Below are 22136 nucleotides of genomic sequence, written 5' to 3' on the forward strand. Positions count from 1 at the left end.
CGTTCATCCACGCGCGAAGGGAATCGACGGTGAGCTTTATCCACGGGTACGACCAGGACACCCTGCGGGAGATCGTCGACGAGCGGGAGTGCGCAGCACGCCTCGAGGAGATCGGCGAGCAGCGGAGTCTGCCTGCCCTGCTCGAGCGCGTCTGGCTGCTCAAGGTGCTCGGCCGTCTCGAAGACTCCCTGGTGATCTCCGAGCAGTCGGTGCGGGTGGCCCGCATGGCGGGCACGCGCAAGGATCTTCTCCGCGCCCGCATCCTGCACGCCTCCGTACAGCATTTCCGCGGCGCGTACGCGGCCGCCGAGCAGGAGCTGACGATGTGCGCCGACGAGGCGGAAGGCCAGAACTGGTCGGGCATCGCCGCGTTCGCGTATCAGCAGCGCGGGAAGATGTTCTTCGACGCCGGCGACTTCGAGGCTGCCCGTGCGGACTTCAAGCGCACACTGTTCCTGCGCCAGGAGTCGGGTGCCACGGATGCGCAGCTCGAGTCGACGCTGATGGCCGTCGACGCGGCGGACCGACGCCGCACCCGTACATCCGTCGCCAGCTGACCCGAGTGTCGTAGGTACGTTCTAGCCTTGTGACATGTCGGAACTGCATCGTGTGCGCCACTGGGCCGAGGCGCTGATCGCCCAGCACCTGGACTCGTCGTGGTCGTTCGCGTTCGACAACGCGAAGCGCCGCGCCGGGCAGTGCGACTACACCCGAAAGCGCATCAGTGTCTCTCGGTACCTCACGGCACGTTACGACGACGACACGAACCACCAGACGCTGCTGCACGAGGTCGCCCACGCCCTGGCCGGCGCCCCCGCGGCACACGGCCCGACGTGGAAGGCGATCGCCCGCGACCTCGGCTACGTCGGCGGTGTCACCCACCACGGTGAGACCGCCGTCGAGCTGGCTCCGTGGGTCGGCACGTGTCCGGCCGGCCACGTCGCCTACCGGCACCGCCGACCGAACCGACCGACGTCGTGCGTGAAGTGCGCGCCGAGATTCGACGACCGGTTCCTCTTCGCGTGGAGTCGCCGCGACATCTCGACGGCGACCCGACTGGCGGCGATGACGCCCCGCTGACGGGGCCGTCCGGCCGGGCGGGGCAGTTCGGCCGGGCGGGGCAGTTCGGCCGGGCGGGGCAGTTCGGCCGGGCGGGGCAGTTCGGCGGGGCAGGCCGGCGAGGATCGGGCCGGGTCGGCGGGGCCGGGCCGGCGGGGATCGGGCCGGGTCGCGGTCGGCCGCCTCGGCTCGCGGTCGCGCGCTCAGACCAGAGGCTCGAACACCCCGCCGCGAAGCACCGCCACCGCGGTGTCGGCGTCGACCTGTGCGGCGCGGGACACATCTTCACCGTGGCCGGCCGCTGCGAGTTCGCGGCCGGAGCCGCTCGCGCTCACGAGGTGCCGAGCCGCCCGACGGAGCGCACGAAAGGACTCCCCCGCGATCGCGGCCTCGGGCGAGCTGTGGTCGATGCCCCGCACGGCGAGCGCGTCGATGATCGCGCCGGCACCGAGCTGATCCTCGATCGCGAAGCGCACGGGGGCGGACGGTTCCCGCGAGACGAGCTCGCCCGCCGCGACGACGGCGACGCTCGTGCGCGCTCCGCGACGCACCTGCTCGTCGAGGATGGCGCGGGCGACCGCGGACGCGTTCCGCACGCACCCGGCGAGGACGAGGGCCGATGGTCCGCCCCGCTCGGCCGCCGCGGCGGCGACGGCCGCACCGTTGATCGACGTCGCGCGAGCGTCGGAGAGGGCGACCGAGGCGCCTCGGGCCGCGGCATCCGTCACCGACGTCGAGAATCGGAGCACATCGACGACCACGATGACATCGGATGCCGCCAGCCGGCGCAGCCCGTCGACGCCCCACTCGAAGCGCACCTGGTAGGCGTGCTGGTCGAAGGCGATGGCTGTCTGCGGGGGCCGTTCGGACATCCTTCGAGCCTAAGACGTCGCCGAATGCCCCGCCGTCGGGGCCGGGTGCGGGGCGGTGCCGGGCGGGTGCCGGGGTACCGGCGAGCGCACGAGGTCGCGCCGAACGCACGGGTTCACGGCGCACCGACGTCGTCCACTCGGCGGCGGGCCGTGCGTTCAACGGGTGGGCACGGGGCGGTGGATCCTGGCGGATCGGGTCTGCCGGGTCAGACGGGGAGCGCCTGCGCGGCCCGCCTGCGATGCCGATGCGAGACTGGAGTCATGCGCATCCTTTTGAAATTCGTGATCGACTGCGATGCGGATGCGGCGTGGCGCGCTCTGCATTCCCCGAGCGCCGTCGGCGAACTGTACGGTCCGTTCCTCGAGCTGGCGGCGCTCGACCCGAAGGGCCTGCCTTCGTCGTTCACTCCGGGAACCGACGTTCCCGTGGAGATGTCCTTCGCCGGAGTGCCGATGGGCCGCCAGCTCATCCACGCCAGCGACCGCTTCACCCGCGATTCCCGCGGTGACGTGCGCATCTTCCGCGACAGCGGGATGCCTCTGACCGGCGCGCTCGGGACCCTCGACGTCTGGGACCACCAGATGGCGATCTCGCCGGCGCCGGGCGATCCGAGCAAGACGCTGTGGCGCGACCGTCTCACGATCGGCGGGGCGACCGCGCCGGTCCTCTGGCCCGTGCTCTGGGCGGTCTGGCAGTGGCGCGAAGCGCGCGTGAAGGCGCTCGCCCCGACGTGGGCGTACGACCCCGAGTCCGACGTCTCGATCGCCGACGACTGAGGGCCCCCAGCTGCTGGCCCGGTGCTGCCCGGCCGGGTGCTGCCCGGCGCGGCGGCGCGGCCCAGTGTTTCCAGGGCGGCACGGCCGGACGCTTGGCGGTGCGGTGCGGCGCGAACGGTCGCGACACGCCGTTGCCGCCGATACCCCGACGTAGGACACGGCATGTCGCGACCGTTCGCGAGGCCTTGGCCGGGGCCCGGGTGGGGGGCAGGCGAGCGCGGGCGCCGGGGCGCCCGCGCCCCGGGCTACTCGGCCAGCGCCGCCACCGGGGTGACCCTGGTGGCCAGGCGGGTCGGGACGACGGCGGCGATCAGGGTCAGCACCGCGGCTGCCACGACGATGCCGAGGATCGTCCACCCCGGGATCGACGGAGCGACGAGCGTGCCGGCGGGCGAGGCATCCGGGCTCAGCTTCACCGAGCCGAGCAGGGACTGCGCCCCCGCCCACCCGTAGACCGTGCCGAGCACGAGGCCCGTCACCACGGCGGCCGCCGTCAAGTGGGCGGCCTCGCGCAGCACCATTCCGCGCACCTGACCCGACGCCAGGCCGAGCGCGCGCAGCAGACCGAGCTCGCGGCGGCGCTGCAGGATGCTCAGCGTGAGGAGGTTGACCAGCCCGACGGCGGCGATCACGGCACTCACGCCGATCAGAGCGGTCACGATGCCCGTGAACGTGTTCATCACGGTCTCCATCTCGGCGGGGAGCTCCCCGCCGGCCGAGGCCGCGATCACCGACTTCGTCGACTCGAGCGCCACGGCGAACATCGTGATCAGGGTGACTCCGATGACCAGTCCCATCGTCATGCGGGACGACCGCTCGGGGCTGCGGCGCGCATTTGCCGCGGCGAGGCGGGCGGGCGCCGAACGACCCAGCAGGCGGCCGACCGCACTCAGCACCGGCGGCATCAGCATCGTCGAGCCGAGGATGAGGCCGGTGAACGACAGGACACCGCCCGCGAAGGAGACCAGTACGCCGGTGGGCGACGTGAGGCCCACCACGATCCCGACGGCCAGCAGGCCCGCGCCCGCGACGAACAGCGCGATCGCGATCAGGTTGCGGCCCGTTCGACGCACCAGCTCCGCCGAGGACGACTCGACCGATTCGCCGAGCGCCTGCAGCGGAGTGACCGTGAGGACGCGACGGGATCCGACCCACGCGGCCCCCCACGTCGTGAGGGCGACCACGGCGGCCGGCACGAGCAGGTCTCCGCGCACGAGCTCGTACGCCACTGCGGGCGCCCCGAGCGCCGGCCCGCCCCAGCCGATGAACGCCGCCGCGACCGCCGTGCCCAGCACCAGACCGATCATCGCCCCGATGGTGCCGACGATGAGTCCCTGGCGTGCGACCTCCCTGCGCTGCGACGCGGCCGAGGCCCCGATCAGACGCAGCAGTGCGATGCGGCGCGTGCGCCCGGCCACGACGGTCGCGAAGGTGTTCGCCGTCACGATGGCGCCGACGTACACGGAGACCGCGACGAACAGGAACGACAGGATGCTCAGCACCAGGGCGAGGGTCCCGCTGTCGCCCACGTACGGATCGGCGCGCATCACGGCTCCGATCCATCCGGTCGTGCTGATCAGCACCACTCCGAACGCGCTCGAGATCCCCGAGACGATGACGCTCGCCCCCATCCCCCGCTCCCGCAACCACCCCATTCGTGCGGATGCCGCGGGGCGGGGCATCCGCGTCGATACGGTGCGCGCACCCGGGCCGGCGGATGTCGCCGCGCTCATGCCGCGACCTCGCTCTGCAGCATGTACGCGGAGATCTCGGCGGCGCTCTGTCGCGGCTTGTCGGCGACGATGCGCCCATCGCCGAGGAACAGCACGCGGTCGGCGTGGCTCGCCGCGATCGGGTCGTGCGTGACCATCGCGATCGACTGGCCGTCGCGACTGGCCGCCGCGAGGAGTGCGAGGACCTCGCGGCCGGACCGCGAATCGAGGTTGCCGGTCGGCTCGTCGGCGAACACGAGATCGGGCGCCGTCGCGAGCGCGCGGGCGATCGCCACGCGCTGCTGCTGGCCGCCGCTGAGCTCGTGCGGTCGATGACGCAGGCGGTCGGCGAGCCCGAGCGACTCGACGAGACCATCGATGCGCGCGCGTTCGATCGCGCTCGGTCGCCGCCCGTCGAGGTCGAACGGAAGGCTGATGTTCTCACGGACATCGAGTGTCGGAACCAGGTTGAACGCCTGGAAGACGAACCCGACCCGTCTGCGACGAAGGACCGTCAGCTCGAGGTCGCTGAGCCCGGTGATGTCGGTGTCGCCGATCCATGCGCGGCCCGAGCTCGGCGCATCGAGCCCCGCCATGATGTGCATGAGCGTGGACTTCCCCGACCCGGACGGTCCCATGATCGCGGTGAACTCGCCCCGGCGGATGCCGACCGAGACGTCGTCGAGGGCGCGCACGGCGCCCGCCGCCGTGCCGGCGCTGCCGTAGGTCTTCGTGAGGTGCTGGACGTGGGCGGCGAGCCCGAGGTCGCTGGATGTGATCTGCATGACTCGACGCTACGAAGACGGCCCACTGCCGCGCGTCCGCCGTCAGGGTCATCCGCCTACATCGCAGGGATGACGTTGCCGCTGCTCACCCGCAGGTCGCGAGACCGAGATCCACCTTGAGCTGCACCACGCGGGTCGCCGCGTCCGTCACCTTCGCCGCGAAGGCGGGATCTGCCATCGCCGCCACGAGCGAGTCGTGGAACGGCCCGACGGCCGCCGGATCGGCGGTGAGCGCGAGATCGCCCCCCGCTCCGACGAAAGCGGTGGCCCGGTCGGTGACGGGTGTCGAGGCGACGGATGCCGCGACGCCGATGTCGTCGCTGATCACCACGCCGTCGAAGCCGACCTGGCCGCGCAGGAGCGACGTGATCACGGCGGCCGAGAACACCGCTTCGGTGGTGGGATCGATCTGCGTGTAGATCGCACTGCTGATCATGACCGCCGGGACCCCGGCGGCGATGCCCGCCGCGAACGGCTGGAGGTACGCGTCGGTCGAGGTCGTGACGTCGTCGGCCGTCCCGCTCGCCGTGAAGTCGGTGTTCCCGGTCACGCGCCCGAGTCCGGGAAAATGCTTGATCGTGGTGCCGACCCCCGCAGCGGCCATCGCGTCGACGACGGCGACGACATGGGATGCCACGGCCGTGGGGTCACTCGAGAACTGCCGGTTCAGTCCGCCGATCGGAGGATTGCCGCGCCCCAGGTCGGCCGGAACGGTGTCGGCCACGGGGGCGAGGTTGAGGTTGATCCCGGCGGCGCGGAGCTCGGCGGCCCACACGGTCGCCTGCGCCGCCAACGTGGCGGGGTCGAGCGCGCCCTGCTGCACGGCGGAGGGGATGGCGGTGAAGCCCTCGCCGCGCAGCTGCTGCACGTCACCGCCCTCCTGGTCGGCGGCGATCAGGAGGCCGAGCCCGCCGGTCGCGGGACCCGCCAACGACTGCAGGTGCGTCGAGGCGGTCCGAGCGACGCTCATCCCGCCGTCCCACCCGCCCAGGAGGACGACTCCGGCGAGGTGGTACCGGGTGATCGCGTCGTCCAACAATGTGGGGTCTTCGTTATCGCCGAGTCCCACGATGATGAGCTGTCCCGCCTGCTCGTCCGGGGTGAGGCCGTCGACGATGCGCGCCGCGCAGGAGAGCGTCGGCGTCGGAGACGGAGTCGCGGTCGGGGACATCGTGCGGGAGTCGCTGGGCGACGCGCTCGCATCTCGCACGCTCTGCGGTGCGCACCCCGCCAGCACGAGAGCACCGATGGTCGCCGCGATCCCCAGAACGGTGCGGCGGAAAGTCACACGAGCGAGCCTAATCGCGGTCGTCTCGACGTCGGCCCGAGCCGGCGGGCGATCAGGCGAGCCCGTGCTCGAAGGCGAACACCACCAGCTGCACACGATCGCGCAGTGCGAGCTTTCCCAGGATGCGGCTGATGTGCGTCTTGACCGTCGCCTCGGAGAGGAACTCCCGCCCGGCGATCTCGGCGTTGGACAGCCCGCGTGCGGCCAGCGCGAAGATCTCGCGCTCACGCTCGGTGAGTGTGGCGAAAGCGGGCGGTACCGGGCGGGGCGCGGCATCCGAGAAGTGCGCGAACAGGTCGCGGGTGGCGGATGCCGCGATCACGGCCGAGCCCGCATGCACCGTGCGGATCGCCGCGAGAAGGAACTCGGGGTCGGCATCCTTGAGCAGGAATCCGCTCGCCCCCTGGCGGATCGCCCGTGCCGCCGCCTCATCGAGATCGAACGTCGTGAGCATGACCACGCGGGGCGGGTGGTCGTCCTTCAGCAGCTCGGCGGTCGCCGCGAGCCCGTCGAGGACAGGCATGCGGATGTCCATCAGCACGACGTCGGGCGCCGTCCTGCGCACGACCTCGATGGCCTGAGCGCCGTCGGCCGCCTCCCCGACGACGACGAGGTCGGACTGCGACTCGACCATCATCCTGATGCCGGCGCGGAACAGCGCCTGGTCGTCGACGAGGACGACGCGGATCACGTCGGCCCTCCGATCGGCAGGGTCGCGTGCACGAGGAAATCGTCACCGGTGCCCCTGGCCTGAAGCCGACCGCCCACGAGATTCGCGCGCTCGGTCATGCCGATCATGCCGTGCCCGCTGCGTCCGGGGGTCGTGCCGGCGGGAACACCGTTGCGCACGCGCAGATCGACACGATCGGCGTGCCAGGCCAGCGCGATGCGCACGGCGCGACCGTCCCCGTGGCGCAGCGCGTTCGTCAGCGCCTCCTGAAGGATCCGGTAGACCGCCAGCTGGACAGCGGCCGGCGGCTCGCCCGGCGGGGCCGGGTCGACGTCGACCTCGAGCGGCACCCCGGCGGACCGCACCCGCGCGTACAGCCCCTCGAGATCGGCCAGCATCGGCTGCGGCCCATCGCTCTGGATGTGCCGCAGTTGGGCGAGCAGCGTCCGAACATCGGCGAGCGCGGCTCGCGCCGTGGACGAGATGGTCGCCAGCGCCGCGGGGGCCGCATCGGGATCGGATGCCGCGGCGTAGCGCGCACCGTCCGCCTGGGCGATCACGACCGCGAGGGAGTGCGCCACGACGTCGTGCATGTCCCGCGCGATCGCGACCCGCTGCTGTTCGGCGATCGCCTCAGCCTCGGCGCGCTGCTGCGCCGCGCGCGTCACACGCGCCCCCCGCGTCGTGCGCACGAGCGCACCGACGGTCCAGGACAGGAGCAGGGCGAAGGTCGCGGCGATGTAGGTGACGGCCGCCAGGGTGATCGTGGACGGCGTGATGCCGACGCCGGTGAAGGTCGTCCCCAGGAAGATGTACAGCGAGATCACGAGCGCACCGACGAGGGCCGAGGCGAAACCGACCCAGAACACCAGTCGGCTGCCATATGCCGCCGTGACGTAGAGGACGGCGAAGATCGCGATGTTGCTCGGCTGGGGGTTCAATCCGAGGCTCATCTGCAGGATCGCACCGACCCACGCGATCGTCAGGGCGAGCGGCGGCGAGAGCCGGCGCACGGCCAGTGCTCCCGACATGAGGAGCGAGACCACGATCCCGCCGGCGTACCCGGCGGGCTGGTCCGCGGAGTGGAACACCAGGAATCCGAACGCGAGGAAGAAGACGATCGCCGCGACCGCGTCCAGGACGAGCTGGGTGCGGGTGAGGGGGCGGAACACGCTCTCACGCTACGCGAGCGCCCCCGCCGAGGCATCCGTCTGGAGATGTATCCGCGGCGGGCGCCCGGTCAGGCGGACGAGCGCGCCGGCACGATCGGACGGTTCTCGTAGAAGGTCTGCAGCACGATCGTGGTGCGCGTGTTCACGGCCGCGCTGGAACGGATGTCGCGGATCAGTGTTTCGAGTGCGCGCGGCGAACCCACCCGGGCGAACAGCATGTAGCTCGCGTCGCCGGCGATCGAGTGGCATGCCTCGATGGCGTCGAGGTGCGCGAGCCGGTCCGGTGCGTCGTCGGGCTGGCCGGGATCGAGAGGCGTGATCTCGATGAACGCCGACAGCGGCTTGCCGAGCGCTTCCGGGTCGAGCACCGGACGATAGCCGGTGATCACACCGCGGGTCTCGAGGCGACGGAGGCGTGCCTGCACGGCGGATACCGAGAGGCCGACGCCATCGGACAGGTGTGCGAGCGTCGCCCGGCCGTCGGCGGAGATCTGCTCGAGGATCGACAGGTCGGTCGCGTCGAGCGGGTGTGCGCCCCGAACGCGGGCCTGCTCACGGGAGAGGGTCATGACCAGATGCTATCGCCCGGAGGCCCCACGACAGGAATATTTCCGGTGATCCAGCAAAGTACGGGCATTCTTCCTAGAGTGTCCGTGAACGCGCGATGACTCGTCGCAGCGTCGGACCCCCGCACCGCCCGGCCCGATCGGCCCCGGTGCCCTCGATCGGAGGTTGCCGTGCCCTTCCCCCCGACCAGCGAGCAGACCACGCAGACCGTCGTCGACACCTCCGAGGCGACGGCGACCGTGATGGACGTCGAGCGCTCGGCGGCCTGGATCGCACTCAAGGAGGCGGCGATCGCCCTGCAGGGCCTGCAGGCGAAGGACGGATCGGTGCCCGACACGGCCGCTCATCCGACCGCGCAGGCGCACGTCGATGTCATCGTCCGCGCCATCGACGAGCTCGCGCCCCTGTTCCCGCACGACGCGATGTACCTGTCGGCCTCCGGTGAGGACTTCCGCCGGTGGGCGGGCGCCGGCTTCGGCATCCCCGACTTCTACGATTCGCTGATCGCCTTCCAGCCGCAGAAGCACCGGATCGACGGCATCCGTCACCTGGTGATCTTCCCGATGTACACGCAGAACGGCTCCGCGAACCGCTTCGTCGAGGCCCTCATCGTCGAAGCGATCTGGCCGAAGTTCATCGCTCAGCTCGAAGCGGGCGACTACGGCAACAAGCTGTTCCTGTCGCTCAAGCTCATCGACTTCACCCCCGGATACGACACCAATTCGGCGGTGCTGTTCCCCGAGACGGTCGCGATGCGCGAGATCCCGACGTTCACCTGGGGGGCGATCTTCCAGGACCGCGAAGCGGCCCGCTACCGCCGTGTCGTCCGCGCCGCGGCCGACATCACCAAACTCGAGCTGCCGGCGGAGGCCGCGCGCATGCTCGACGACCAGGAATTGACCGAGCAGACGTTCGTGATGTGGGACATCATCCACGACCGCACCCACATGCGCGGCGACCTGCCGTTCGACCCCTTCATGATCAAGCAGCGGATGCCGTACTTCCTGTATTCGCTCGAGGAACTGCGCTGCGACCTCACCGCCTTCCGCGAGTCGGTCGCGATCCAGCAGCGTCTCACCGCCTGGGCCGAAGAATGCGATGAGCTCTCGACCACCGAGACGCAGATGCTCGAGCACGCGCGGCTGGTTCAGTACGCGGTCATCTTCGACCGCATCTTCCGCTTCTCGATCACGGGCTCGCGCGTGCGCAACTACGACGGGCTCGGCGGTCAGCTGCTCTTCGCCTGGCTGCACCAGCGCGGCGTGCTGCACTGGACCGACACGGCACTGACCTTCGACTGGGACGGTGTCCCGGCGGCGGTCATCGCGCTCGGCGACGCGATCGACGAGCTCTACTGGCGCTCGATCGACCGCCCGAAGGCAGCGCACTGGCTGGCCGCCTACGACCTCGTGCGCACGACGCTCACGCCCCACCCCGCATCGCACTGGGCACGCGGGCTGCCCGACGACGTGCTCGCCGGACCCGTCTCGGGCTACACGAACGCCGTGCTCGACGACGAGTTCCCGCTGTCGATGTTCTTCGAGGCCCTGGAGAAGAAGATGCGGCCCGTCATCGCATCGACCGAGGGGATCCGGGCCGGCGATGTCTGAGGACGGTGCGGCTCGCTCCGTCGGGTCTGCGGCCGGTGGCGGAGCTGCGGGCCGTCTCGTGCTCATCGCCGGCGCGACGAGCGCGGCAGGGCTCGCCTCCGCGGCCTCCCTCGTCGCCGCGGACGCCCGCGTCATCGCCGCCGGCCGCGATGCAGGCAAGCTCGACCGTCTGCGTGCATCGGTCGGCGACGAACGGCTGACCACCGAGGTGTGCGACCTGGGCAGCGAGTCGGAGGTGTCGGCGCTGGCGCAGCGTATCCGCGCCGCCCACGGACGGGTCGACGGGGTGCTCCACCTCGTCGGCGGGTGGCGCGGGGGCGGGGGGCTCGCCGGGCAGAGCGACGACGACTTCCGCTTCCTCGAAGGCTCGCTCACAGCGCTCCGACACGTGTCGCGCGCGTTCGACGATGACCTGAAGGCATCGGATGCCGCACGCCAGGCGATCGTCTCCTCGACCGCCGTCGCGCGTCCCCTCGCGGGCGGAGCGAACTACGCGGCCGTCAAGGCGGCGAGTGAAGCATGGACGCACGCCGTCGCGCAGGGGTTCGCGAAGACCGCCCGTGACGGCGGACGGCCGCTGGCTGCAGCATCCGTCATCTTCCGGGTGAAGGCACTTGCAGGGCTCGAAGGAGTTCTCGGCGCCGCGTTCGTCGGTCTGTGGGACACACCTGCGGGGGACGTGAACGACTCCGTCGTCGAGCTGCACCCCGCCTGACGCGGCGGTCCCGCCCTACCCCAGGCGCCGGACGCCGCGACCCGCAACTAGATTGGACCCCCGTGACCACGCTTCATGACCAGACCGTCCGCGGCTTCGCCTCGGACAACTACTCCGGCATCCACCCCGACGTCCTCGCCGCCATCGGCGCCGCCACCGGCGGCCACCAGACCGCGTACGGCGACGACGTCTACACGGCGCGGCTGCAAGAGGTGTTCGCCGGCCACTTCGGCGACGGCGTCGAGGCATTCCCCGTGTTCAACGGCACGGGTGCGAACGTCATCGGTCTGCAGTCGATGCTGCCGCGATGGGGGGCGGTCGTGGCCGCCGCCACCGCCCACATCAACGTCGACGAGGGCGGCGCGCCGGAGCGGGTGGCGGGCATCAAGCTGCTGACCGTCCCCACGGACGACGGCAAGCTCACCCCCGACCTGATCGACCGCGAGGCGTGGGGATGGGGCGACGAGCATCGGGCGCAGCCGCTGGTGGTCTCGATCACCCAATCGACGGAGCTCGGCACCGTGTACACGGCGGAGGAGATCCGGGCGATCACCGATCATGCGCACTCGCTCGGCATGCGCGTGCACCTCGACGGCGCGCGCATCTCCAATGCCGCGGCCGCGCTCGGCCTCCCCCTGCGGGCCTTCACGCGCGACGTCGGCGTCGACGTGCTGAGCTTCGGCGGAACCAAGAACGGCGCGATGCTCGGCGAGGCCGTGGTCGTACTCGACCCCGAGGCCTCCACGGGGCTCACCTTCCTGCGCAAACTCAATATGCAGCTGGCCTCGAAGATGCGGTTCGTCTCGGCGCAGCTGATCGCACTGCTGGAGGGCGACCTGTGGCTGCAGAACGCGACCCACTCCAACGCCATGGCCCAGCGCCTGCGCGCCGGGGTCGAGGCGGGCATCGACGACGGTTCGATCACCGGCGTCGCGTTCACCCACCCGACACAGGCGAACGGCGTGTTCGCGACCCTGCCCGACGGGGTCGCCGATGCGCTGCGGCAGAGCTTCCGCTTCTACGACTGGGATGCCGCGAGGAACGAAGTGCGCTGGATGTGCTCGTTCGACACACAGGAGGACGACGTGGACGCGTTCGTCGCCGCGATCGCGCGGGAGACGTCCCGCGGCTGAGGTCGTGCGTCCGACGGAAAGCCGTGCGTTCGACGACGACCGGCGCAGAGGCCGTCAGCGCAGGGCGCCGACGCTCGCCAGAGCGAGGCGGATGAGCGACCCGCGGCCGCCCTCCATCTCGGCGGCGAGGGAGTCGGATGCCGCTTCCTGCGGCGGCATCCACGTCACCTCGAGAGCGTCCTGGCGGGGCTCGCACGTGCCGGTGACAGGGACGACGAAGGCCAGGGAGACCGCGTGCTGGCGATCGTCGTGGAAGGCGCTCACCCCGGGGATCGGGAAGTACTCGGCCACCGTGAACGGCACGGGCGAGGGCGGCAGGAGCGGGAACGCCATCGGTCCGAGATCGTTCTCGAGGTGGCGGAACAGGGCGTCGCGCACCGTCTCGCCGTATCGCACCCGACCACTCACGATCGTGCGCGTGATCTCGCCGAGCGGCGTCGCGCGCAGCAGGATCCCCACATCGGTGACGGCGCCCATCCCATCGGTGCGCACGGGAATGGCCTCGACGTAGAGCATCGGCATCCGGCGCCGGGCCTCGGCGAGCTCGACATCCGACAGCCAACCGGGGTTGGCCACGTTGTCGGCGGCCGCGGAGCCGAACCTCCCGTCGCCCAGGGGGTGCCCCCCGGTGAAGCCGGACGAGCCATCCCCGCGACGTTGGTCCCGGGACGAATTGTCGTCGTCGCGCTCGTTCGGGTCGGGGTCTGGGGTGCGCACGGCCATGCCTCTTGTATACCTCACGGTCGCTCCCCCGCCGATCGACAGACCGTCGCGATGAACCGCACCGGCCCTGACGGAGGTCGGCGGCCCCTGTCAGGATGGGGACATGGACGAACTCCCCGACCTCGACGACGCCGCCGTGCTCTGGTCGGTGCCCGACGCCGAGCGCGCCGGGCGGCCGTTGCTCGTCCTGCTGCACGGATACGGCGCCGACGAACACGACCTGTTCGGGCTGGCACCCCATCTTCCCCCCGAGTTCGTCCTGGCCGCCGTGCGCGCCCCGCTCGCGCCGCCATGGCCGTCGCCGGGGTACTCGTGGTACCCGATCGGCGGCGCGGCAGAGAACGGAGAGTCCGGGGCGGAGCCCCGGACGGCCCTCGACGGCCGGGATCCGGACGCCGTCACGGATGCCGCATCCGCCGTCCTCGCGTGGGTGGATCGTGCCGCGATCGGGGCGGAGAGTGTCGGCATGCTCGGCTTCTCGCAGGGCGCCGCCGTCGCGATCCAGGCGCTGCGGCTCGCGCCAGAACGCTTCGCGTTCGTCATCAACCTGAGTGGCTACGCCAGCCCCGGCCTGCTGGCGGGCGACGCTCAGCTCGCCACGCGCAAGCCGCCGGTGTTCTGGGGCCGCGGGACCCGCGACGAGGTGATTCCGGAATTCCTCGTCGAGCACACCGTCCAATGGCTGCCGGGGCACGCCGATCTCAGCGGCCGGGTCTATCCGGGGCTCACCCACAGCGTCTCGGAGCAGGAACTCGCCGACGTGCGCGTGTTCCTCGAGAAGGTGCAGGGAGACGTCACAGGGTGACGAGCGTGCCGTCCGCCGTCCGCAGCACCAGCTCGAACCGAGACGGCGCCCCCTGCACGACCTCTGCCGTCGCGCCATCGCCGAGACCCAGCGTCGCGTTCAGCCGGATCACCCGTTCGGGATCCTCCTCGATGCGGGTGAAGGAGACGAGCTCGATCGTCGGCAGATCGCCCAGCCCGGGCTGGGGTGTCGTCCCCCAGTCGATGAGGAAGGGCACCCCGGGAATCGGGTCGGCCGCCCGCACGAGCGTCCACTCCAGCAGCGAGCCGTCGGGGGTGCGGCGAGAGAGAGGCGTCACCGGGCCGGGGTCGTAGCCGGCGGCGCGGGCGCGCTCGGCCACAGCCCCGATGTCATCGGGATGCACCGCGTAGGTCACGATCCGGGGCCCGGGCAGATCGACGATGCCGAAGGTCGTCGGCACGATGTCGGAGTCGGCGTCCGGAGCGATCAGCTCGATGTAATGCGGCACGCGCGCACCGTCCACCGTGAGGGCGACGAGATGGTTCGCCGTACCCGTGGGATGCCGCCCACCGGCGGCGGCGGTCACCCCGGTCGCCGCGGCGAACCAGCCGACGAGCACCTCGAGGTCGGGACCGGCGATGACGACGTGGTCCAGCAGCGCGGGAACCGTCACTTCGTGCCCGCCCGCCGGGCGGGGACCTCGGGCTCGCCGAGCGACAGCATGAGACGATTCGCCCAGCTGAAGAACGCCGAGCTGTTGACGATGTCGACGATGTCCGCATCGTCGAGTCCGGCGGCACGCAGTCGATCGACTTGCGCGGTGCCGAAGCGCGGTGGCGTCGCTGACAGCGCCGCCGCGGCATCCACGACCGCGTTCCACACGTCGTCGCCGACATCCGCGCCGATGCCCTCGTCGAGAAGACGCTGGACGTCATCACGGCGACCGGATTCGCGGGTGGCCGCTGCGGCGTGCACCGAAGCGCAGAAGACGCACCCGTTCGCGCGCGACGTCGCGGCGGCGGCCAGCTCGCGCTCGGCTCGGCCGACGCCGTCGGCGGTGTTGAAGAAGATGTCGAGATCGGTCAGCGTGCGCGCCTGGAGCGCCTCCGGGTTGCGCACGAGCAGACGGAAGTAAGGGCTTTTGATGCGGAAGTCATCGATCAGAGCCGCACGCTGGCGCGGCGAAAGCTCTTCTTCGGGTACCGGCTCGATCCAGGGGACCCAGCCGAGGCCCTCCTGGGTGAACCGATCGGGACGGTGCAGCTCGGGGTAGTCGATGACGCTCATCGGCGCTCTCCGTTCGATTCGTCGCGCGCGGGATCGCTGCCCGCCAGTACGCGCAGGCCCCACGCGGTGCGGAGTTGGAACGACAGGAAGGCCACGAGCTGCGACAGGGTGACGATGTCGTCGTCGGACCATCCGGCGTCGGCGAGCGCCGCGAGCGCGGCACCGCTGGATTCGCGCGGACGGAAGACCAGCAGATGAGCATGGGCGAACGCTGCTCGCAGGCGGGTGTCGAAAACGCCGGCCCGGTCCTCCGAGGCGTCGAACGCCGTACCCGAGGTGTTCTCGCCCTGCAGTCCTTCTTCTCGATACGTGCCGAAGGGTCCGGAGGTGGCCGTGGCCCGGACCAGGGCCGCGACGGGGGCGCTGAGTTCCGCGTCCTCGTCGGCGAGCAGGTCCGAGTAGAACGCCGACGCGGCGGGGAAGCCGTGCAGCCCTGACACGTAGGCGGCGACGGCGTAACGGTCGGCCACGGGGAACGTGCCGGGGTCGGCGGGCTCGAACAGCGCGCTGAAGCTGCGCTGCGCCTGCTCGCGCGCCTGCGGCCGATGACCGCGGATGGAGGCGATGTCGCTCGACGCGGCTGCTCCGCTCAGCAGGTCGATGATGTCGACGGCCGTCGTGGTGGATGCGGGGGTGGTCATCGCGTTCCCTCCAGGACTGCGGGGCTGCGGTGGGCGTTCCGGAGCGCCTCGGCGGCTTCTGGTCCGACACTCCAGCCGAGGCGTGGCGCGACTTCGGTCGCGATCAACTCGATGGAGCGCAGCGTCCACTCGTGCGGGGCGTCGATCGAGTGCACCTGGAACGACACGTCGGTGACCTGATCGATCGTGCGGTCGGCACCGAGGGAGGCGACCACCTCATCGACGGTGCCGACGTGGGTGTCGGTGACCCGGAAGAGCTCGTCGATCGACAGCTCGCCGGGCTCGACTCCGACGAAGGTGGCGGCGAGCTTGTGCAGCGCCTCGCCGACGTGGTCGACGACCTTTCCGCGGTTCTCCTCGTCGACGACGAGAGCGGTGCGCGACGCCAGGATCCGCGGCTGCACGCCGTCTGCCAGGTGCGCGAGATATCCCTCGACGACCGGAACCTGCACGTCGTGGAGGGGGATGTCGCGGTTGCGGTCGGGGCGCGGCTGCGTTCGAGACAGCAGCAGCCCGTCGCCCCGCTCGGCCGCGCGGACGCCGCCTTCGACGGAGAAGGTCGCCTGCCAGATGCGGCGGTCGAGGTCGGTCGCGTAGGGGTAGATCGCGTGCTCGGTGCCGCGGATGCCGCGCCCGCCGAGTGCGTCCAGAAGCACCTCGAAGTGATCGGTGAACACCTGACGACGATCGTCGAACGAGCGCCCGAACGCGTCGAAGGAGGACGGGGTGCCCCCGGTCGCCAGCCCGAGCTGCACGCGTCCGCCGCTGAGGGCGTCGAGCACCGTGGCGTCCTCCGCCACCCGCAGCGGGTCGTCAAGGGGAAGAGTGACCACCGCGGTGCCGAGCGCGATGCGGGATGTGCGCTGGGCCGCTGCGGCCAGGAGCACGAACGGCGAGGGGAGACCGCCCTCCTGTTCGTGGAAGTGGTGCTGCGCGAGCCAGGCCGATGCGAAGCCGACACGCTCCGCCTGCTCGATCTGCTCGATGGCGAATCGGTAGCGATCGGCTGCCGACGCCTGATCGAGCACGCGGGTGAAGAACCCGACACGGGGCGATGTGGTCATGTCATCCCTCTTGTTTCGATGGAGAGTGTGGAGCGGGGAGTCCGGAGCGCAGGCTGGCTCCGGGGATGGCGGCGATCAGCTGCCGGGTGTACTCGCTCTGCGGGTCGGCGAACACGCGGTCCACCGGTCCGAGTTCGACCTGCTCGCCACGTCGCATCACCGATACGGTATCGGCCAGTTGACGCACCACGGCCAGATCGTGCGAGATGAAGATGTAAGTGAGTCCGAGCTCCTGCTGCAGGCGGTTGAGCAGCCGGAGGATCTGCGCCTGGACCGTCACGTCCAGGGCCGACACGGCCTCGTCGAGCACGACCAGGCGCGGCTCGAGGATCAGCGCACGGGCGATCGCCACCCGTTGGCGCTGACCACCGGAGAGTTCGGCAGGGCTCCGGGTGGCCATCTCCGGGGTGAGTGCGACGAGTTCCAGGTGGTGCGCGGCACGCGCGGCGCGCTCACGGGCATCGCCCAGGCCGAAGTTGCGCAGCGGCTCGGCGACGACCTCTCCGACGCTCTGTCGCGGATCGAGCGAGCCGTAGGGGTTCTGAGAGACGAGCTGAGTCGTGCGTCGGTACGCGCGCGCCGATCGCAAGGCGGTGACCTCGACCCCGTCCACGCGGATCGACCCTGCCGTCGGACGCCCGAACCCTGCGATCGCGCGCCCTGTGGTGGTCTTTCCCGACCCGGATTCACCGACGAGCGCATGGGTGGTTCCGGCAGGGACGGTGAAGCTCACGCCGTCGACGGCGAGGAAGGGTGTCCTGCGGCGCCCGCGCGAGTACTCCTGTCGCAGACCCTCCACCACGACGAGGGGGGATTCGGCTCCGGACACCCGCACCCGCTCGCGGATCACGACGGTGCTCAACGAGGGCGCGTCCGACAGCAGCGCCCTGGTGTACTCGGCGGTCGGCGCGGCGATCACCTCGCGCGTCGGCCCGTGCTCCTGCACCTCGCCTCCGCGCATCACGACGAGCTGCTCGGAGTGGTCGGCCGCGACGGCGAGATCGTGGGTGATGAACAGGACGCCGGTGCCGGTGTCCTGTCTCAACCGGTCGATGAGCTCGAGCACGCGCCGCTGAACGGTGACGTCCAGCGCGCTCGTGGGCTCGTCCGCGATCACGAGTTCCGGCTCCAGCGCGAGCGCCGCCGCGATCAGCACGCGCTGGCGCATCCCGCCGCTGAGCTCATGCGGATACTGGCGTGCCCGCGCCTCGGGGTCGTCGATGTCGACCTTCTCCAGCAGCTCGTGCACGCGCGCAGCGATCTTCCGCCCGTCCCGCCACCCGTGGATGCGCAGGCTCTCGCCCACGCTGGCGCCGATCGTCTTGACCGGGTTGAGCGAATTGCCGGGATCCTGCGGGATGAGGCCGATCCGGCGTCCGCGGATCTGCCGGAAGCGGCGATCCGACAGCCCGACCAGCTCGAGATCGCCCAGACGGATGCTGCCCGACGGCACTCTGCCGTTCGCCGCGATCAACCCCATGACGGTCTGCGCGACGGTCGTCTTGCCCGAGCCGGATTCACCCACGATCGCGGTGGTGGTGCCGGCCATGACGTCCAAGGACGCCCCGGCCACAGCATCCACCGGTCCTCGGTCCGTCTCGTACTGGACTCGCAGGTCGGTGATGCGCAGAAGCGGCTCGGCGCTCATCCTTCTCCTCCTCCGCGGAGGGCCTGGCTCACCCGGTTGGTCGCCAGCACGACGAAGACGACGACGATGCCCGGGAGCACCGTCAGCCACCACGCCGTCGCGACGTAGTTGCGTCCTTCGGAGATGAGCAGACCCCACTCCGGGGTGGGCGGCGGCGCCCCGTAGCCGAGGAAGCCGAGAGTCGCGATCTGCAGGATCGCCGATCCGAACTGCAGGGCGATGAGTGCGACCACCGGGGTGATCGAGTTCGGGAGGATGTGACGCCACATCACGGTCCAGAACGTGCCGCCGCTGCCGTACGCCGCCTCGACGTATTCGCTCACGCGCACGCTCACCACCTGCGAACGGGACAGTCGCGCGAAGACGGCGATGGAGGTCACGCCGACCGCCACCGCCGTCGTGGCGGTGCCGAAGCCGAGGAGGATCACGATGCTCAGCGAGAGCAGCAGGGACGGGATGGCGAGCATGACGTCGATCACGCGCATCAGGCTGTCGTCGACCCAGCCGCGCACCGACCCCGCGATGAGGCCGATCGCGGTGCCGACGACGAAGCCGACCGTGACGGCGATCAGCGCGCCCGTCACGGACTGCGCCGCTCCGTGCACGACCCGCGTGTACAGGTCACGGCCGAGCGAGTCCGTGCCGAACCAGTGCTCGGGCGACGGGGGTCTGAGCGCCTGACCGGCGGAACCCGCCGTCGGGTCGCCGGGTGCGAAGAGGGACGGCAGGACCGTCCACAGCAGAGCGACCGCGAGCACCAGCAGAGACAGCACGATGCCGGGGCGGACCCAGCGCCTCCGCCGTGCGCGCGCTGCGGGGCCGGCCGTGATGGCGGTCAGGGCGGTCATGCGGTGACCTCGGTGCGGAGTCGGGGGTTGAGCACGGGATAGAGCAGATCGACGATGAGGTTGATCACGACGAAGGTGACGGACGACAGGATGACGATGGCGAGCAGCACCGGCGAGTCCCGGTTCGCGACCGCCTGCGCCGTGAGCTGACCGATCCCGGCCCGTCCGAAGACCGTCTCGGTCACGACGGCCCCGCCGACCAGTTCTCCGAAGAGGAGTCCTGCGATCGTGAGGGTGGGCAGGAGCGCGTTGCGCGTGATGTTTCGCCAGAGCAGCCAGCTGGTGCTGGCGCCCCGGGCGCGCACGACCTGGACGAAGGGCTGCGCGCTCACGTCGTCGATGCTGCGGATGAGCACCTGGGCGAGGGGGGCGGCGATGGGGATCGCGATCGTGATCACCGGCAGGATGAGCGCCTGCACGGGGTCGGCGCCGATCAGCGGCACCCAGCCCAGGCGGAAGGAGAAGATCTGGATGAGGATGATTCCGATCCAGAACACCGGCACCGACACGAACAGCGGCGGCATGCTGCGGAAGAACCGCCGCAGGGGACCGCCCGCCCCGTGCGTCGCCGTGAAGGCGATGATGCCCGCGAGCACCACGGCGAGGATCGTGGAGAAGAACGCGAGGGTCAGGGTCGACGGCAGCGCCGCGGCGAGGAGGGTGGACACGGCCGCGCCGGACTGCACCGAGTACCCGAAGTCGCCGCGCAGATATCCCAGGGTCGAATCGACGAACCGAGTGATCAGCGGCTGGTCCGCCCCGTACGCCGCGCGGATCTCATCGAGCTGCTGCGGCGACAGGCCGAGCTCGGGCGACCCGTACCGCGCGAGCACCGCGTCGCCGGGGAGCAGCGCGAGCAGCACGTAGGCGGCGATGTAGGCCAGCACCAGCACGATGAGTGCCTGGCCCAGCCGCTGCAGAACGTATCTCATGGGATGCCTCGGGTGGCCGGCCGTCGCGGGGACGACCGGCCACCTCGACTCGTGTTCCTACTTCTGAAGCCAGGTCGAGTAGAAGGACGGGCGTCCGACGGACTCGGTGGAGAAGCCCTGAACGCCGCCGCTCAGACCGAACACCTGGGGTTCCTCGAAGATCGGGAGGATGTAGGCGTTCTCCGCCAGGTATTCCTGCGCCGCCTTCGACGCCGCTTCGCGCTCGTCCGTCGTCGGGACGGATGCGATGTCGGCCAGGAGGGTGTCGAGCTCCGGGTCCGCGACCGAGCTGTCGGCCGCGTCGCGGTTGAGCAGCGTGTTCCGGTTGCCGGAGGCGTACTGCGACTTCAAGACATCGAAGTCGGCACGACCGACCATCGAGTGGTACACCTGCACGGTGTTCACGTCGAGACTCGCCGCGGTCTGCGCCGCCTGGTCGCCCGGAAGGAGGTTGACCTCGACCCCGAGACCGGCGAGCTGCTCCTGAATGAGCGTCACGACCTCCTTCGACCGCGGCTGGGGCAGGGCGTCGTTGAAGGTGAGCGACAGCTTCTGGCCGTCCTTCTCGCGGATGCCGTCCGAACCCACGACCCACCCGGCGTCATCGAGCAGCTGGGCCGCCTTGTCGGGGTCGTAGTCGTAGTACGAGGACGTGTCGACGTAGCCGCGGGCGGTCTTTGCGAGTGCACCGGTGGCCAGGGGGTAGTTCGCGGTGAAGAGCGTGTCGATGATGGCCTGACGGTCGATGCCCGCGATGAGTGCCTGACGGACGCGGATGTCGCTCAGCAGCGGGTTGCGGAAGCGGAAGCTCAGTCCGTTGTTCACGCCGTTGGTGGCCGCCGCGTGCAGCGAGAGTCCGCCGCCGGCGAACTGCGCCTCGTCGGGGGCGGGGATCTGCCGCGCGATCTGGGCCTGACCGGCGACGACCGTGCCGACGCGCACACTGTCCTCGGCCGCCACGACATACGTCAGCGAGTCGAGGTATGGGCGACCCTGGTGCTCGAGCGACGGAGGAGCCCAGTCGTAGTCGTCCCGGGCCTCCAGGGTCACCTGGGTGCCCACCTGCTCGTCGCTGATCACGAACGGACCGGCGCCGATGACCTCCGCCGCGTTGCCCGGGCCGTATCCCTCGCTGCCCAGTGCCAGGGTGGAGTCCGAAACGAGACCGGAGTTGATCGTCGAGACGGCCTGTCCGAAGCCGGGGGCCGGGGCCGTGAAGAAGAACTTCACCGTGGACTCGTCGACGACCTCGCCGTGGTCGTAGTTGTTGATGGCCTCGGACACCGTGAGCTTCTTGTCGGGGTTGCCCTTGCCGAACAGATCGAAGTTGGCCACGACGTTCTCGGCGGTGAGCGGGGTGCCGTCGGAATAGGTCACATCCGTGCGGATGGTGAAGGTGTACTCGGTGGCGTCCGCGTTGACCTCGGGGAGAGCGGTGGCGATCCACGGCTCGAGCTCGAGGGTCTCGGGGTTCTGGTAGAGCAGACGCGACGTGATGTTGTTGACGATGCCGCCGTTGGGGTAGAACCCCGCTGCGGGCGGGTACAGGGTGGTCCAGGTCTGCGGCTCGAGGTACGTGAGGTCGCCTCCGGTGACCGGTTCGCCGGCACCGGACGCACTCGGGTCGGCGGATCCGCCGGCCGCGCAGCCGGCCAGCAGTGCGGCGGTGGTCGCGACTGCTGCCGCGGCGAGCGCCCATCTCGGGAAACGTGATGCCATGTCTGCATTCCTCTTCGGGGATAGGTATCTGGGTGCAGACCCAATTCTCCGGTCGCGTCGCTCAGGCCGGGCATCCGTGTCGCTATGTGACGGTTCCGCCCGCCGCGTCATCCCGGCCACCACCCGCCCCGATGTCGGTGGCAGCGAC

23 protein-coding genes are annotated in these 22136 nt (G+C 70.7%); 7 read left to right on the forward strand and 16 right to left on the reverse strand.

Going from position 1 to position 22136, the window contains the following annotated elements; genetic code table 11:
* The first annotated feature begins 29 nt into the window (after positions 1–29).
* Together ACFM35_RS10120 and ACFM35_RS10125 are read left to right on the forward strand one after the other, a co-directional pair.
* A complete protein-coding gene (locus tag ACFM35_RS10120) occupies positions 30–557 on the forward strand; it encodes a hypothetical protein (protein WP_378841589.1) in 528 nt (175 codons plus the stop codon).
* Between the two features lie 34 nt (positions 558–591).
* Positions 592–1080: a SprT-like domain-containing protein gene (locus tag ACFM35_RS10125; protein ID WP_378841591.1), complete on the forward strand. Its 489-nt coding sequence runs from the start codon at positions 592–594 to the stop codon at positions 1078–1080.
* A gap of 182 nt (positions 1081–1262) precedes the next feature.
* Here ACFM35_RS10125 and ACFM35_RS10130 read toward each other — a convergent pair whose 3' ends face one another.
* Positions 1263–1931, reverse strand: a complete 669-nt coding sequence (locus ACFM35_RS10130) for a 2-phosphosulfolactate phosphatase (protein WP_378841592.1) — start codon at positions 1929–1931, stop codon at positions 1263–1265.
* A 261-nt stretch (positions 1932–2192) separates the two neighbouring features.
* Here ACFM35_RS10130 and ACFM35_RS10135 point away from each other — a divergent pair, with 261 nt between their 5' ends.
* Complete coding sequence (locus tag ACFM35_RS10135) at positions 2193–2708, forward strand: hypothetical protein (RefSeq protein WP_378841594.1); 516 nt, start codon at positions 2193–2195, stop codon at positions 2706–2708.
* A 245-nt stretch (positions 2709–2953) separates the two neighbouring features.
* Here the strand turns inward: ACFM35_RS10135 and ACFM35_RS10140 are convergent, their stop codons facing one another.
* From ACFM35_RS10140 to ACFM35_RS10165, 6 genes are all read right to left on the reverse strand, one after another.
* On the reverse strand, positions 2954–4390 hold the full coding sequence (locus ACFM35_RS10140; RefSeq protein WP_378841726.1) for an ABC transporter permease: 1437 nt from the start codon (positions 4388–4390) through the stop codon (positions 2954–2956).
* Positions 4391–4437: 47 nt separating this feature from the next.
* Positions 4438–5205 carry an ABC transporter ATP-binding protein gene (locus ACFM35_RS10145; protein ID WP_378841596.1) on the reverse strand — a complete coding sequence of 256 codons (768 nt, stop codon included), beginning with the start codon at positions 5203–5205 and terminating at the stop codon, positions 4438–4440.
* A gap of 85 nt (positions 5206–5290) precedes the next feature.
* Positions 5291–6493 carry a glycoside hydrolase family 3 N-terminal domain-containing protein gene (locus ACFM35_RS10150; RefSeq protein WP_378841598.1) on the reverse strand — a complete coding sequence of 401 codons (1203 nt, stop codon included), beginning with the start codon at positions 6491–6493 and terminating at the stop codon, positions 5291–5293.
* 52 nt (positions 6494–6545) lie between these two features.
* Positions 6546–7184: a response regulator gene (locus tag ACFM35_RS10155; RefSeq protein WP_378841600.1), complete on the reverse strand. Its 639-nt coding sequence runs from the start codon at positions 7182–7184 to the stop codon at positions 6546–6548.
* Entirely contained in the window at positions 7181–8335 is a 1155-nt protein-coding gene (locus ACFM35_RS10160) for a sensor histidine kinase (RefSeq protein WP_378841602.1), read from the reverse strand. Before ACFM35_RS10160 ends, ACFM35_RS10155 begins: the two co-directional genes overlap by 4 nt.
* 68 nt (positions 8336–8403) lie before the next feature.
* Positions 8404–8904 (reverse strand): Lrp/AsnC family transcriptional regulator, encoded by a 501-nt coding sequence (locus ACFM35_RS10165; protein WP_378841604.1) that lies wholly within the window; start codon positions 8902–8904, stop codon positions 8404–8406.
* A gap of 240 nt (positions 8905–9144) precedes the next feature.
* On the opposite strand from ACFM35_RS10165, the gene ACFM35_RS10170 reads away from it, so the two are divergent.
* From ACFM35_RS10170 to ACFM35_RS10180, 3 genes are all read left to right on the forward strand, one after another.
* A complete protein-coding gene (locus tag ACFM35_RS10170) occupies positions 9145–10512 on the forward strand; it encodes a DUF6421 family protein (RefSeq protein WP_378841728.1) in 1368 nt (455 codons plus the stop codon).
* Complete coding sequence (locus tag ACFM35_RS10175; RefSeq protein WP_378841606.1) at positions 10505–11227, forward strand: SDR family oxidoreductase; 723 nt, start codon at positions 10505–10507, stop codon at positions 11225–11227. The genes ACFM35_RS10170 and ACFM35_RS10175 overlap by 8 nt, the downstream gene beginning before the upstream one ends.
* Before the next feature lie 62 nt (positions 11228–11289).
* Complete coding sequence (locus tag ACFM35_RS10180; RefSeq protein WP_378841608.1) at positions 11290–12360, forward strand: threonine aldolase family protein; 1071 nt, start codon at positions 11290–11292, stop codon at positions 12358–12360.
* 54 nt (positions 12361–12414) lie between these two features.
* On the opposite strand, the gene ACFM35_RS10185 is transcribed toward ACFM35_RS10180, so the two are convergent.
* Positions 12415–13083: an NUDIX hydrolase family protein gene (locus ACFM35_RS10185; protein WP_378841610.1), complete on the reverse strand. Its 669-nt coding sequence runs from the start codon at positions 13081–13083 to the stop codon at positions 12415–12417.
* A 103-nt stretch (positions 13084–13186) separates the two neighbouring features.
* Here ACFM35_RS10185 and ACFM35_RS10190 point away from each other — a divergent pair, with 103 nt between their 5' ends.
* Positions 13187–13888, forward strand: coding sequence for an alpha/beta hydrolase (locus ACFM35_RS10190; RefSeq protein WP_378841612.1), 702 nt, complete (start codon positions 13187–13189; stop codon positions 13886–13888).
* Here the strand turns inward: ACFM35_RS10190 and ACFM35_RS10195 are convergent.
* From ACFM35_RS10195 to ACFM35_RS10230, 8 genes are read right to left on the reverse strand one after another with little or no spacing between them, the layout of a single operon-like run.
* Positions 13878–14522 carry a VOC family protein gene (locus ACFM35_RS10195; protein ID WP_378841614.1) on the reverse strand — a complete coding sequence of 215 codons (645 nt, stop codon included), beginning with the start codon at positions 14520–14522 and terminating at the stop codon, positions 13878–13880. The two genes, ACFM35_RS10190 and ACFM35_RS10195, sit on opposite strands and share 11 nt — an antisense overlap.
* Positions 14519–15136, reverse strand: coding sequence for an alkylhydroperoxidase domain protein (locus ACFM35_RS10200; protein WP_378841615.1), 618 nt, complete (start codon positions 15134–15136; stop codon positions 14519–14521). Before ACFM35_RS10200 ends, ACFM35_RS10195 begins: the two co-directional genes overlap by 4 nt.
* The gene (locus ACFM35_RS10205) at positions 15133–15777 is read right to left on the reverse strand and encodes a CMD domain protein (RefSeq protein ID WP_378841616.1); all 645 of its coding nucleotides are present in this window, start codon (positions 15775–15777) and stop codon (positions 15133–15135) included. The genes ACFM35_RS10200 and ACFM35_RS10205 overlap by 4 nt, the downstream gene beginning before the upstream one ends.
* Positions 15774–16841 carry a putative FMN-dependent luciferase-like monooxygenase gene (locus tag ACFM35_RS10210; RefSeq protein ID WP_378841617.1) on the reverse strand — a complete coding sequence of 356 codons (1068 nt, stop codon included), beginning with the start codon at positions 16839–16841 and terminating at the stop codon, positions 15774–15776. Before ACFM35_RS10210 ends, ACFM35_RS10205 begins: the two co-directional genes overlap by 4 nt.
* A 1-nt stretch (position 16842) precedes the next feature.
* Positions 16843–18489 (reverse strand): dipeptide ABC transporter ATP-binding protein, encoded by a 1647-nt coding sequence (locus ACFM35_RS10215; RefSeq protein ID WP_378841618.1) that lies wholly within the window; start codon positions 18487–18489, stop codon positions 16843–16845.
* Positions 18486–19337, reverse strand: a complete 852-nt coding sequence (locus tag ACFM35_RS10220; RefSeq protein WP_378841619.1) for an ABC transporter permease — start codon at positions 19335–19337, stop codon at positions 18486–18488. The genes ACFM35_RS10215 and ACFM35_RS10220 overlap by 4 nt, the downstream gene beginning before the upstream one ends.
* Positions 19334–20269, reverse strand: coding sequence for an ABC transporter permease (locus ACFM35_RS10225; protein WP_378841621.1), 936 nt, complete (start codon positions 20267–20269; stop codon positions 19334–19336). The genes ACFM35_RS10220 and ACFM35_RS10225 overlap by 4 nt, the downstream gene beginning before the upstream one ends.
* Before the next feature lie 57 nt (positions 20270–20326).
* Complete coding sequence (locus ACFM35_RS10230; RefSeq protein WP_378841623.1) at positions 20327–21988, reverse strand: TIGR04028 family ABC transporter substrate-binding protein; 1662 nt, start codon at positions 21986–21988, stop codon at positions 20327–20329.
* Positions 21989–22136: the final 148 nt, after the last annotated feature.

This window comes from Microbacterium songi (assembly GCF_042747925.1).
Lineage (GTDB): Bacteria > Actinomycetota > Actinomycetes > Actinomycetales > Microbacteriaceae > Microbacterium.